The organism is Capnocytophaga gingivalis ATCC 33624 (assembly GCF_000174755.1).
Classification (GTDB): Bacteria; Bacteroidota; Bacteroidia; order Flavobacteriales; family Flavobacteriaceae; genus Capnocytophaga; species Capnocytophaga gingivalis.
In genome coordinates this window covers 16,897-30,993 of the sequence record NZ_ACLQ01000031.1, presented here as the reverse complement: position 1 = coordinate 30,993, position 14,097 = coordinate 16,897, and the positions used below count along the sequence as shown (strand labels likewise).

Below are 14,097 nucleotides of genomic sequence, written 5' to 3'. Positions count from 1 at the left end.
GGAGTTGTACAACTCCCTCATTTCTACTATTTTATTTCAACAAACTAAAACTGCGCTTGACAAACTCAGTTAGGGCTTCTCCTTTGAGTAATCCTTGGGAGAGACGAGCTAGGTCGAAGGATTGACTAATCAGTGCCTTGCGAGCAGCCTCATCCGATGTGGAGAGGATTTGACTGGCTAAGGGACTGTTGGTATTTACGACCAAGTTGTACATCTCAGGGAAGCCACCAAAGCCCATGCCTCCCCCTACAGCTTGCATTTCTTTCATACGGCGGATGAATTCCGGCTGAGTGATAAGGAAAGGGGTTGCTTCGCTATCCAAGGCCTCAGGTTGTACTGTATAGGCAGTATTCTCTATGGCAGTGGTTACAAAGTCCTTGAGCTTTTCGGTTTCCTCCTCAGAAAGTTTGGAGATTAGAGTATCTTCTTTCTTGATAAGGTTCTCTATGGAGTCTGCATCTACACGGGCGAAAGATATTTTCTCTTGAGTAGTTTCCAATTTCTGAATCAAGTGAGATACCAGTGGGGAGTCCAAGAGGAGTACCTCATAACCTTTAGCTTCTGCTTCAGCGATGTAGCTGTGTTGGGCTTCCTTGTTGTTGGCATAGAGGATGATAGTTTGCTCGTCCTTATTGGTTTGTAAGGGTTTTATCTTTTCTAAAAGCTCTTCAAAGGTATAGTATTTGTCATTTACAGTAGGGTATAGAGCAAATTTCTGAGCTTTCTCGAAGAACTTTTCTTCGGAGAGCATCCCATATTCTATTACGATTTTGATATCATTCCATTTTTTCTCGAAATCCTCTCGGTTTTCTTTGAAAAGGGATTGTAGCTTGTCAGCTACCTTACGAGTTACATAGCTAGAAATCTTTTTTACATTACCATCGGCTTGTAGGTACGAACGAGAGACATTCAAGGGAATATCTGGAGAGTCGATTACCCCACGCAAAAGAGTAAGGAACTCAGGAACAATACCCTCTACATTGTCAGTTACAAAGACTTGATTTTGGTAGAGTTGGATTCTATCTTTCTGCAATTGCATGTCGTTGCTTAGTTTAGGGAAATAGAGTATCCCTGTCAGATGGAAAGGATAATCCACATTCAGGTGAATACTGAACATAGGATCCTCATACTGCGAGGGGTATAGCTCATGATAGAAAGCCTTGTAGTCTTCGTCGGTAAGGTCAGAAGGTTGTTTTGTCCAAGCAGGGGTGGGGTTATTAATGATATTATCTACCTCCTTATACTCTGTTTTGTAATCTTCGGGAGCATTTTCAGGACGAGGGAGTGCCTCCTTGCGCATGCCTAATTTGATAGGAATAGGCATGAACTTGTTATATTTCACTAAGAGTTCACGGATCTTACTTTCTTCTAAGAACTCAGTGGAGTCTTCAGCAATGTGAAGGATAATTTCAGTTCCATGTCCTTCTTTTTCGATAGGTTCTATACTATAGGCAGGGGAGCCATCACACTCCCAGCGTACTGCTTGTGCTCCTTCTTGGTAAGAACGGGTCAAGATTTCCACCTTATCGGCTACCATGAAAGCCGAATAGAAGCCCAGACCAAAGTGCCCGATGATACCGGTGTCCTTGGCGGAGTCCTTATATTTGTTTAGGAACTCTTCAGCTCCAGAGAAGGCGATTTGGTTGATGTATTTCTCCACTTCTTCCTCAGTCATTCCGATACCTTGGTCTAAGATATGGATTTTCTTACCTTCCTTATCGACCTTGACTTCAATAATTGGATTGCCATAAGGTACTTTAGCTTCCCCAATTTGGCAAAGGTGCTTGAGCTTAAGAGTGGCATCTGTCGCATTGGAGATTAGTTCACGAAGAAAAATCTCATGATCGCTATATAAGAATTTTTTAATGAGTGGAAAGATATTTTCCACAGAAACGTTTATTTGTCCTTTCATTTGTATTCGAATTTTGCCTATTCTTTAGCAAAGATAATACCATACTTGTAAGGCTGACAAAATGGCAGATGTAGCTTGAGGGCAATGTATTGATTCTTTTTGTCTCCATTTTTCCATTTTTAAAACGAATGTTGAGAGGGTGAAATTTTTTGAGAAATCGATACTATTTTTAGAATATTTTTTACTACCTTTGCCTTTTGTTAAGAAATAATTCTCATGAGAAATTCTCTTTTGTGTATCTTTTTGTTATTCTTAGGGTTAGCAAAGGTAATTGCTCAACCCACCATCTCCAATACGCAAACTCTTAGGGTGTATCGCTTGGCTATTTACGTCACCCATAATGCTTATAAGAGCGCTACTTTTGCTCAGAATACCGAGAAAGTAAAGGTTTTTTGGCAAAAAACAGAGGATTTTCTTAATGAATTATATATGCGTGATATAGGCGTACGCTTTGAGGTACTTAGGGATGAGCGATTGATTATCAAAGTCCCTGCAGAGGAAGTTTTCACCCGTGCACACAATGCAAGCTATGTCATAGGTCTTTCTACTGAAACTATCAACAATCGGATAGGGAGCGATAGCTATGATGTAGGAATTTGTATCTCTTATACTAGTTCCAAGGGGATACGAGGGCTTGCCCATATCCGAGGCGTGTATCAAGACCAATATAAAGGGGCAGCAGTTGCTTTTCCTACCAAAGAAGTTATTGCTCATGAGATAGGTCACCTTTTTGGGGGAAGGCATACTTTTAGTGGGAAAAAGTTTGACTATGCTAGTGAGAAAACCGAATATGACAATGGGCAATCAGTCATGAGTACAGGTAGTCCTAGAGACTTCTTTTCCCTCTCTAGTATCCAACTGATTCGTGAGCATCTGGTAGCAGCGGTTCCTGTAGGAGGAATTCCTTTGGGTACTCAGCCTCCTCATATAGATAAGACAAAAATAAAAAAGCAATACCTTTTGCCCAAAGATACCTATTTTCAGTTTGCTATTTCCGCCACAGATCCCGATAGTCCATCTCTTACTTATATGGCACAGCAGCGTGATGTCCGCTTGGGCGAAGATCCTTCTATCGCACAGTACATCATTCCTCAGCGTAGCCACAGCCCTTTGATAGCCTTCAAGAGAGAGTATAGCAAACAAACAGGAGCAGAGGTGTCCAATAGCTGGATTAGTGGGCAGACAACAGGGGTTTTTACTTTTTGGCTTGGAGTGAGTGATGCCTTGGAGACTCCTACTGTGGATCATATTGTACAGTATGATTTGGCAGAAACCCAAGTGGAAGTGCGTGATGGGATTCCCTTCAAAATCACTACTTCTACAGCTGGAAAGACCTATAGAGGAGGGCAGAGGCTCGCCCTTACATGGACGGTGGATCCTGAGCTATTTAGGGATACCAAGGTGCGCATTCGCCTCTCTGAGGATCATGGGCAAACCTTTCCCTATACCTTAGCTGAAGGTGTGGACAATACGGGGAGTTATGAGCTTGTCTTGCCCAACTTGTCTATAGGAAAGAAAAACTATGGGAACACAAACCTCAAGGTGGGGGCAGGGGTGATTAAGATAGAAGTGATGGAAGGAATTGCTTTCACTGTGACTGCTGAAAATCCTCAACAAGGAGGCGGTTTTACCATAGAGAAGGATTCTTCTCTTCCCTTGGCTTTTGTAGGAGTTCTTCCTCAGGATATGACAATAGAAGAGGGACAACCTATCGTAGAACAGGCACATCTTAGTGCGGTAAGTTCTTGTAATAATCCTATAGTAACTCCTTCTGTAACAGAAGAAAAGAAAGAGAGTAAACTAGTAAAGCGCATCTATCAGTGGATAGCTACTGATGATTGTGGGGGTAGAATTGCTCATACCCAAGTAATTACTATTAATCCTAAAAAAGAAATACCTACTCCGGAGCCTAAGCCGGTCCCTACTCCGGAGCCTAAGCCGGTCCCTACCCCGGATCCTAAGCCAGCCCCTACTCCGGAGCCTAAGCCAGTTCCTACTCCGGAGCCTAAGCCGGTCCCTACTCCCGAGCCTAAGCCAGTTCCTACTCCGGAGCCTAAGCCAACTCCTACTCCGGAACCCGATCCAAAACCAGTGCCTACTCCCATACCAGAGCTAAAGCAAAAAGAAGTAGTTGTGTATAATGGAGTTTCCTCTGTAGAAGATTCTCAAAACTATTTTAAAGTAGAAAATACCGATCCTGATGCTCCCATAGAAGTGCTTATCTTCAATGAAATGGGAATAAAAGTATATGAGAGTTCTCATTATCAAGAAAAAGGAGCTTTTTTCCGCGGTTATGCCAATGTGAGTAGCGTAGTAGGCAAGGGGCAACGCCTGCCTTCGGGAACTTATTTTTATATCTTACACTATTATTATCAGGGAGTACCTTATACAAAGAAAGGATACTTGTATCTTAGATAATTTTTACTGGTAGGTAGGAAGTAATCGTTGATTATTATTTTATTAGAAATGAAAAAAATATATTATTTGTTTTCTGTGGCATTTGCATGGTTTAGTACCTCCATGCTCTATGCTCAAGAGAAAACAGCAGATGTCTTAGCGCGTTTTTCATCAGAAGCGCCAGTTCATTGGGCAATCTCTACTAATGAGGGACGTCTTGATCTGGAGTGGCGTCCTCGACAAAATTCGCTTTCTCAAGAAGGTTTTCGCAGCTTTGTAGCCTACCATGAGGGAGTATTTTCAGGAAGTATCTCTTTGTCTTCCAATACCTTTTCGGGAGAAATATGGCATGAAGGGCATACCTATTTTCTCACAGATGAGAAGGGGCTGCTTAGGGTTAGCCCCTCCCGAGGAGCTACTTCCTGTGCTACTTGTCAAGAAGGGGATTGTGATATACGCCCCTCTTCACAAGTTCTTAGCCGAGGAACAATTCTTGCAGAGGAATCTCTACCCTCCGAGGACAAACGAGTACTGTATAATGTGCATGTACTGAGGACTTTCCGCTTGGCCATGCTGATAGATTATAGCTTTTACAAAGGGCATTGTCAGGGGAGTATGGAACTGGCCAAGGCCTTTATGGTGGATGTACAAACCAAACTCAATGAGGTATGCGGAAGGGAGTTGGGTTACCAATTTGAATTAGTAGATGATGCACGCCTCATCCGAGATACCGAGAAAAAAGAAGTCTATCCCGATAAGCCGTTGGTACGTACTGTTGTAAATACAGCTACAGATACATTTAATAAACTCATAGGAGAGGAGAATTACGATGCAGGTATTGTCTTTTCTGTATATAAGGACAATCGCGGATTGGCACATCTGGGAGAGATTACAGGCAAGCTCAAGGGAGGCTGTGTAGCCAATCAGGAGTTCTATATTATTCTGCATGAGCTTGGGCACCTATTGGGTTCTGCCCATACTTTTACCATAGGAGGTGCGACAGCTTCTTCTTTTACCGAACCCGATAGGGGCAACTCTATTATGAGTTATATCAATGACCCTTATGGCACTTATTTTTCCTTGCCTTCTATCTATACCATTCATAATCGTACCAATCTGCATGATGCCTATTATGCCGATAAGGCACGTACCCAGCTTGTGGGTCTTCCTCAGCCCAATATACCTTATGGAGAACCCTCTGATAACAAGGCACCGATGATTGACCGTAGCAAACTCAAAAAAAGCTATGCCTTACCCCCTAATACCTATTTTCAATTTACCATAGAAGCGAGTGATCCCGATGGAGACCCTTTGCTTTATATGGCGCATCAGGCTGATTTTAAGGAGTTTGGTAAGGCACGTTTCCCTTCCAACCGTCCTACTACAGATAATAAAATTGCTTTCTATCGTCCATATACTAAGGATAATAACACGAATGAATGGAAAGAGGTTCCTTACAAATTCACTGAGGAATACGAAACAGGAGATTTTACTTTTTGGTTAGGGGTATGCGACGGCTCTGTAGGTGCTTATAAAGCGGGCAAACCCCATACGCCTCTCTATGATGTGTATCAGACCAAAGTACAAATAAAGGATGGAACCCCTTTTAGAATTACAAATATAGTAAGGAGTAGTAGGTCAGGAGCTTACAAGAGGGGGGAGGATGTTACCCTGCACTGGAGTGTAGATAAGAAACTATTTGCTCCAGATAGTAAGGTACGTATCCTTTTCTCAGATAACTATGGAAAGACCTATGACTATGTTTTAGCAGAAGGGGTACCTAATAACGGAGAAGCAACAGTAACTTTTCCTCAAGCAAAAGGCTGGAAGGGATATGCTGGTTATGTGGAGGGGCTCTTTAAGATAGAAGTGCTGGATCATATAGCTTATGCTGTTGATTTGGATAAACTCTATATGAAGGACATGGTAAAATCGGATATCATCTTCAATAATCTGCCCAAGCCTGTCATTACCGTAAAAAGGACAGAAATTCCAGAAAGGGCGGAGGTTACTGCTAGATCTGTCTATTGTAATGATAAAAATACAATGGTTTCTTTTTCAGAAGAAACATATCCCGACTATATACTGCGCCGTTGGGTAGCTATAGATAAATGTAAAAACAAAGCCACTTTTGTTCAATATATCTATTTTGAAAAGGAAACACCTACCAGGACCCTACATTTTGTAGGAGATCTTCCCCAAGATATACATGTACAGTGCCGAGGAGAGATTCCTCCTAAAGCCACATTGCAGGCAGAAGGAAGCGATTCGGTTGAGATAGAATACGAGGAAGAAATGACCGAGGGTGATAAGAAAGCCTACAAGCTCACTCGTGTATGGACGGCTTATGCGGCTGATGCCCCCGCTATCCGCCATGTTCAACAAATTTTCTTAAAAGACACCCAGCGTCCCGAATTTTCAGCTTATCCTGCGAACCTAACCGTAAAGGATGAAAGTGAAATACCTTTCAAACCTACCCTTACAGCTACGGATAATTGTGATTCTCGAGTAGATGTTTCTTCAAGTTCTGAGCCTATCTATGACAAACAAGGTAAAAAGATAGGAGAACGTAATATATGGTTTGCAGAGGATAATGCCCATAATGAAAATCGCTATGAACAGATTATTACCATTAACCCACAAAAGAGCAACAACCCACAACCGATCTCTTTTGTAGCACATACACTACCTCAGTCCATTACTGTGGATTGTAGTGGAAAAGTACCCTCAGTGCAACTCCCTTTGACTTCAGGAGGCTGTAGTACTCCCCAAGTGACATATCAGGATAGGATAAAAGTACAACATGCTCCTAATGACTACGAGATAGAGCGAACCTACAAAGCTAAAGACAATTGTGGGGAGGTGACTCACTTACAGCTTATTACAGTAAAAGATGACAAAGCTCCTGTATGGCTAGGACAATTGCCACAACCTAAGGAGATCCTACAGGGAGATCCTATACCAGAAGGTGCACCCCTTGCAGCGCAAGACAATTGTGAGGGTATTCTTACGGCCACTCCTACTAAGGAAGAAACTTCTGATCACATTACTTACCAATGGGTTGTGAGTGATAGCAATGGTAATAAAGCCACTCATACACAGGTTATTACTATAAAGCCTAAAAAGGATATACCGGCTCCTACTCCAGAGCCTAAGCCTGCTCCAGCTTTCATGCCAGAGCTAAATAATAAAGGAATAGCTGTATATAATGGGATTTCTACAGAGAGTGGAAGTCAAAACTATTTTAAGATAGAGAATACAGATGATAACACTCCTATAGAAGTAGTTATTTTTAATGAAATGGGGTTGAAAGTATACGAAAGTACTCACTACCAACAAGGAAGCGATGTCTTTAGGGGCTATGCTAATGTCCGAGGAGTGGTAGGTAGTGGACAGCGCCTTCCCACAGGTACGTATTTTTACGTGATACACTATTACCAACAGGGAGTGTCTTATATGAAGAAGGGATATCTTTATGTTAGGTAAGGTAATAGATAAAGTCGCGTGAGCGAGTATGAGAGTAAAGCTAGCGAGTGTCGACATAAATAGCAAACAGGTAATAGAGATCAATTACTAATCACTATTACCTGTTTGTTGTTTTACAGATCGCTGAGAACTGTGATTTTATTTTTCTAGGAAATATTGTCCAATGATAGGAAGAGGAGTTTTCTCTCCTTTGTTGGCATTGATAGCTCCCAAGACCATAAGTACAAAGAATACAAGACCAATAAGTCCTAAGAAACTTAAGGCAGGAACAATGGAAATAATGATTCCTAGTACAATACAGAACACAAAAGAGGTAATGTGTAACCCTAAAGACTGGCGAAAATGAAATTTCACAAAGTCATCAGCGTCATCTTTTCCTGTAAAAAACGCAATCAACCACCCAATAAGAGTGATATATGACACGAGAGCTGTAGTTTTTTTATCCATTTTTTTATCATTTAAGAATTTTGCGCACAAAAATACAATATTTTCCTGAATGTTACAAGAAATTTTTAGATTTATTTTTGTGAGACTAAAGTAGTATTCATTACCAAAGAAAAGCGTTTGTTTATCTTCGCTAAATCTAAAACGGGATAGGTGCTTTTGTCTATTAGAAACGTTGTATTAGTGATTGTCTTCTTTTACCTAATCAAAAGTATCACCTTCTTCGCAGCAAGCAATAGTTCTTTTTTGTTTTGAGGGTCAGTAACATCATATATTTATCACCTCCCCTACATCTCCCTTTTTGGAACAAGAGGAAACGAATAATGCTGTGGCTACAAGAGCCGAAAGAATCAGTTTTTTATAGAATCAATCATTAATCATTGACCATTATCTCCACATCATCCCGCTGAAGTAAGAGGGTACTCCATGTATGCCTCCTCCTTGGCGGAGCACAATGAAGCCACTTTTGTCGTTTTCAAGGTCATAGAGTTTGCCGTCATCACGAATTACAAACACATAGCCATAGCCACCACTTGTTACCACAACACCTCCTTGGCTGGGTTGCAAGGGATCATAGTCTGTCCAAGCACGCCCTACAGTGGGTGCTCCTACAAGAGCAATATACTTGCCATCGGGGGAGAATACAGGGTGATATTCACCATCGGCTTTGTTAGAGCCAGTGAGTTGGGAGGTAGTTACTTGGTGCAGGTTACTGCCGTCTATATTCTGTACCCAAAGGTGTTTGTTATAGCGAAAAGCCACACGAGTACCTTGTGGATTTACCGTTACATAGCTGGCACCTTTGCCTTCGTTGAGTGTAAGAACTTCTTCTACACGGTCTCCGTAGCCCTCCTTCCAGCGATAAAGTACTCCCTTGATAGCACTATACATCTCGTTGTTTTCAGTCCATACAGGTGTGCTTTGATAGCCCAAATCGTCACGGGTAAGTCCCTTGGTGAAGTCGGCTATGAGCTTACCTGTCTCGGTATTGAGTAAGAGCACCCCTCGCTCGTCCCATTCATAGGAATCAACGGCGATAAATTTCTTATTGGGTGAGAGGCGAATGATACACTCTTTGTAGAACTCCTTAGGGTCATAAGTAAAGCTAAACGAGAAAGTGTTGCCTGTTTTTGGAAGTTTATCATAGGCGAACCATACATGACCACCGTCCCAAGGACGCAATAAGAAAGTTTGGGTATCTTGAGTGCCAAACGAACGATCAGTACTGATAGCCAGTGCTATTTCCTTGCTACCATAAGTGATATCACAACCTGTGATGCCTGGCCCATTCATGGTTTTGACTACCTTGCTGAGCTTGCCATTGGAGAAGTTATAGGACTGAATGCCATCGGTAGCGAAATCCACATAGAGTGTACCAGGGAGGCCGCTGCCACTTCCTCCTCCATCTCCATCTTTGGAACAAGAGGAAATGCATATTGCTGTGGCTACAAGAGCCGAAAAGATGAGCTTTTTCATACTTTTTATTTTTAATATAGTTATATTTAGGAGGCAAAAGTATGAAATATAAGTTGTTATCAATCAATAATTAACAATAGTTTAGTAGAGTAAGGATAAAGGATTTATAGAAATATTTAGGGTTATAGGATTTTAGCTAAAACCCTATAACCCTTAAATTCTAAACCTCTAAATCACTAAATCATGGTAATTCAGGCATTTTTTCTCGCTTGGCAGGGGAGTTGAGTGTTAGAAGAAAAGCCTTGAGAGCGGCTCTTTCCTCTTTGGTAAGGGAGAGCTTTTGTAATAGAGGATCTGTGGTAGGGAATAGGGGATCGTTCTGCTGATCTTTGCGTGGTTTAGGGTGTGCCATGCCTGCATCATACATCTGGATGACCTCGTCCAAGGAAGGGATAAGCCCGTTGTGCATGTAGGGAGCGGTACGGGCTACTTCTCGAAGGGAAGCTGTCTTGAAGCGCCCTACATCGGCAGTGTCCTTAGAGATCTTGAAGCGCCCTAAGTCCTCATGCTTGCGCCCATAGTAGGAAAGACCTAAGTTGTGGAATTGCTGGTCGGAGAATAGGGGAGAGAAGTGACAGTTCACACAACGTGCCTTGGTGCGGAATAGGTGTAAGCCCAAGACCTCCTCATCAGTGAAGAGATTTTTATCTCCAGAGATAAAGCGGTCAAACTTGCTTTTGCCGCTGACAATGGTACGCTCGTAGGTGGCAATGGCCTCGAAGATACGTGTAAGGGTAATCTTCTCATCGCCAAAAGCTTCCTTGAAGTAAGGACGATAGCCCTTGATACGCTTGATGTGCTTTACTGCTACTGCCTCGTGGGAGGCCATCTCCACCGGATCGGTAAGTGGGAACATAGCCTGAGATTCTAATGTGCTTGCTCTTCCATCCCAGAAGAAGGTAGTATGATACGCCATATTGAACACCGAAGGAGAGTTCCTTACCCCATTCTTGCGGTTGTGCCCGAAAGAGACACTGCGCCCATCCGCCCATGCCAATTCGGGGTCATGGCAGTTGGCACAGGATATTTGTTTGGATTTCGATAGGCGAGGGTCGAAGAAAAGGAGTTTGCCCAACTCCTTTTTAGCATCGGAATAAGGGTTGTTTTCTGGGAAAGAGAGTTTAGGTAAGGATCCTATCTCCACATAGTAAGCCTTGACACTTTCGTCCAAGAAAGGAACTTCCCAGTTTTTCGTATCTCCACTGCTATAGGCTTCTCGGAGTTGGGTGATATATTCTGGTTCATATAAGGAGTCTTTCAGCCGAGTGAAAGAGAAGAAAACTCCCATACAAAGGGGTAAGATAAGTATTTTTTTCATTTTAGGGTTATAGAATTTAAGGGGTATAGTTATGGAGGCAAAGATACGATTTTTACTTGAGTAGTGAAATAGAGATAGCCGCTCCATAGCGATCTTTTCCTTTGAAAGAGGTCGTATAGGTCGAATGGATGCCTGTGATCAGTAAGGTTTGCTTGGAAAGACGCTTCTTCAGGTCAGTTCCTAAAGAAAACTGATAGCGGGTAGTATGGAAAAATTCATGGTCAGGGTAGACTACTTCCTCATAGAAAAGGCGTAGGGTACGGGCTGCATAGTCCGTTTCGGAATAGGGCTTGTGATAATCTGTATTTTGATTGATAAGTTTGTTATACAAAGGGAAAATTACAGTACCTTTTACAGTCGGACGAACCAAGAAAGTGTCCACTTCATATTCCTTAGCCCATAGGAGAGAAAGAGCCAAAGTACTGTGATCGGTAAGGGTTTTGGCAATGATATCTTTTTGATAAGCTCCTTGATAAACAGCTTCAAAGGCGAGTTCGCGAGTGGTAGTACCGATATTTTTTAGCAGATTGGCAGAGAAGGTGATATCCTCTTGGTAGGAGCGGTAAGAACGTCCTTGCCGCATCACAAGACGGTTCGAGGCTTCTCGTTGGGAGGCAATTATGGAAAGACTCAGTACTTGGTCTTCTTTTAGCTGATTAAGATAATGAGCCTTAGCCATAAAAGTATCTTCGTATAGGCGGGCAATGATATCCAAATCAGACTCACTGTCATTGGCATTGAGGTAGGTATGAGTTAGGGTATTTCGGTAACTTCCTTCCACCAAGAACTTGTGCTGTAGCCCTGTATAATGATAGCCAAGAGCAAAGCCATAATAGTCATTCTTACGTTTGTTATTGGAGGAGGAAGAGAGTTGAAAATTACCATAGCCAAGTTGCCAACGGTTGTACTTAGTTAAGTTCAGTGGTTTCTGTCCATTTTCATCGGCAAACTTCATTTTATCAACCATTTTGTTGAATCCATATTCTCCAGAGAGGGCTATTTTGTGCTTGGGGAAAATACGCAAGGCCGTTTGTGCAGCAAAATGGAGCTCGTTATGGCTTGTTTTAGGACGAGGATCGTAGGTTTCTCGGAATTTCTCCTCATAGTTGATATGGGTAGAGAGTGAGAGAGACCATACCTGTTGGTATAGAGGGAGGGATACTCCTCCAAAAATATTGTATTGTTGGTTTACCCAAGGAGCTGGACGGCTTACCCCAAAGTAGTGAGGATCAGGCATGAGACCATTAGCTTGTACCTCTGTTTCGGAGAGATTCCAAGCCTTGTTTCTTTGGTAGATACGCTGCATATTGAGCCGACCTAAAAAACGTATTTCCTTATGTTTGTAAAACCCATAGGACTGTAAGCCAAAGTCAGTTTGTTCCTTGGGTTGTTGTCCTAAGCGGAGATTTCCCTCTTGATGATTGAGGTATACACTACTGAGGGTAAAATTTTTTACAGGTATTTCTGTCAAAAAAATAGGAGTCTGCTCGTATATAGTGTACATCTTGGCAAACATATCCGTATCCGGGGCTATTTGTCCATAAAGAATAGGTGTAAAGAGTATACACAAGGGTAAAAGGAATCTTTTCATGGTAAAAATAAGTAAAAGGGCGAATTGCAATATGAAAATATGAAAGGGTGAATTGCAATATAAAATATGTAAGGGCGAATTGCAATTTGCCCCTACAGGTTATTCATTTAAGGCACTAAGGTCGAATACATTGTCTTTTAACTGAAAATCATTGGTAGAATTGTTGGTATCCTGATAGCGAGTGAAACCATTCTTAACCTCTTTGACTTTGCGAATAAATACTTCAGAAGAGAAGGCACTTTTAGCCTTGAGCTCTCCTGCATCTATGCTGTCAGGGAGGCGATGAGGGAGAGAGTTGTTGGCATTATTGTGCTGGGCATTGACCCCATCGATGATTTTATCCAAAGGAATCTGTACACATTTGGCACTATTAGAATCAGCATTGGTAACGGTTGGAAGAGGAACACGCTTATAAGCCTCAAAGTTCTCCTTAGTGTCCCTAAAGAGGATATAAGCCTCTCTGCCTTGGGTGTCTAAGAGAAAGTCCTTCCCTCCATTTTTGTGAAGTATGACCATGTTCGTAACAGCAGGGTTATCAGTGTCTAACGATTTTCCATCTTTTACAAAAGAAGGATCTAAGTACACCTCGAAATGGGCATGACTTAGGTCAATGGTGAGTTCAGGTTTCTGTACTGCAGGCTTGCCAGGGAGTGGTTCTTTGTGATTACGAGCGGAACTGGCTACAATCTTAGACTTGCCAGGAGCTAAAGGATAGTCCTTGCCAGTGCCAGGGAAAGCGATGACTGTTTTGGCATATACATAATCGGTATTGGCCTTTTCGCCCAATCCTTCCAAGCCTTGTGCCTCTGCCCAGTTATATTGTCCGTTGGCAGTATATCCTTTTTTTCCAGCATTGGAGGCTATATACTTTTGAGCTCCTTGTAATTTGGCAAAATAGATACCATCCAAGTAGATCGTATCGGAGGAGTTGTTGTACACCTCAAAGAAATTATCATGATAGTTGGCTGCTTTTTTTATATCAGAACCAGTATAATATATCTGCTTGATCACCAAGTCTCCCATACGAGCCGCACTCATCTTGAAATAGAGAGAATTAGCGGTTGAGGAGATAATGACTCCTTGCTTGGAAGCAGCGAAATTAGCCTCGTTGTCAAAACCAAAAAGGCTGTTGTTCTGTTCTTTAGTAAGGGATTTGGATACCTCTATGTTATAAGTACCAGGGAGGAGCTGTAGGATAGCCTTTCCTTCATCGGAGGTAGTGGCTTCGTATTGTTGTCCGGTAGAGGTGTCGGTGAGTTTCACTACAGATCCAGCGGCTTTGAGGTTATTGAACTTATCCCCATAAGTAGTCTCTATGGTGTAGGCGATGCGGGACACTTGTCCATTGTCATTTCCACTGCCAAAGCTGTCGTCATCCTTGCGACAAGCACTCAGAAGGGCAGTTAGAGATAAAGCAAAAATAATTTTTCTCATTTTTTTAAAAGGTTTTAGGTGTTATGGGTTAGTGGTCAG

Annotated in this window: 8 protein-coding genes; 2 read left to right on the top strand and 6 right to left on the bottom strand. The window is 42.2% G+C overall.

Going from position 1 to position 14,097, the window contains the following annotated elements:
- Positions 1–31: 31 nt before the first annotated feature.
- Positions 32–1,912 carry a molecular chaperone HtpG gene (gene htpG / locus CAPGI0001_RS10730; RefSeq protein WP_002670114.1) on the bottom strand — a complete coding sequence of 627 codons (1,881 nt, stop codon included), beginning with the start codon at positions 1,910–1,912 and terminating at the stop codon, positions 32–34.
- A gap of 216 nt (positions 1,913–2,128) precedes the next feature.
- Between htpG and CAPGI0001_RS10725 the strand changes: the two genes are divergently transcribed.
- Together CAPGI0001_RS10725 and CAPGI0001_RS10720 are read left to right on the top strand one after the other, a co-directional pair.
- On the top strand, positions 2,129–4,330 hold the full coding sequence (locus CAPGI0001_RS10725) for a T9SS type B sorting domain-containing protein (RefSeq protein ID WP_002670121.1): 2,202 nt from the start codon (positions 2,129–2,131) through the stop codon (positions 4,328–4,330).
- A gap of 48 nt (positions 4,331–4,378) precedes the next feature.
- A complete protein-coding gene (locus tag CAPGI0001_RS10720; protein ID WP_050769252.1) occupies positions 4,379–7,795 on the top strand; it encodes a M12 family metallo-peptidase in 3,417 nt (1,138 codons plus the stop codon).
- A 138-nt stretch (positions 7,796–7,933) separates the two neighbouring features.
- On the opposite strand, the gene CAPGI0001_RS10715 is transcribed toward CAPGI0001_RS10720, so the two are convergent.
- The 5 genes from CAPGI0001_RS10715 to CAPGI0001_RS10695 all read right to left on the bottom strand — a co-directional run bounded on the left by CAPGI0001_RS10715 (position 7,934) and on the right by CAPGI0001_RS10695 (position 14,058).
- Positions 7,934–8,242: a DUF4870 domain-containing protein gene (locus CAPGI0001_RS10715; RefSeq protein WP_002670116.1), complete on the bottom strand. Its 309-nt coding sequence runs from the start codon at positions 8,240–8,242 to the stop codon at positions 7,934–7,936.
- 384 nt (positions 8,243–8,626) lie between these two features.
- Positions 8,627–9,715 (bottom strand): TolB family protein, encoded by a 1,089-nt coding sequence (locus tag CAPGI0001_RS10710; RefSeq protein WP_002670082.1) that lies wholly within the window; start codon positions 9,713–9,715, stop codon positions 8,627–8,629.
- A 181-nt stretch (positions 9,716–9,896) separates the two neighbouring features.
- Positions 9,897–11,033 (bottom strand): cytochrome-c peroxidase, encoded by a 1,137-nt coding sequence (locus tag CAPGI0001_RS10705; RefSeq protein WP_002670076.1) that lies wholly within the window; start codon positions 11,031–11,033, stop codon positions 9,897–9,899.
- A gap of 52 nt (positions 11,034–11,085) precedes the next feature.
- Positions 11,086–12,624, bottom strand: a complete 1,539-nt coding sequence (locus CAPGI0001_RS10700; protein ID WP_002670128.1) for a DUF6850 family outer membrane beta-barrel protein — start codon at positions 12,622–12,624, stop codon at positions 11,086–11,088.
- Positions 12,625–12,723: 99 nt separating this feature from the next.
- A complete protein-coding gene (locus tag CAPGI0001_RS10695) occupies positions 12,724–14,058 on the bottom strand; it encodes a DUF4876 domain-containing protein (protein ID WP_002670117.1) in 1,335 nt (444 codons plus the stop codon).
- Between the last annotated feature and the right edge of the window lie 39 nt (positions 14,059–14,097).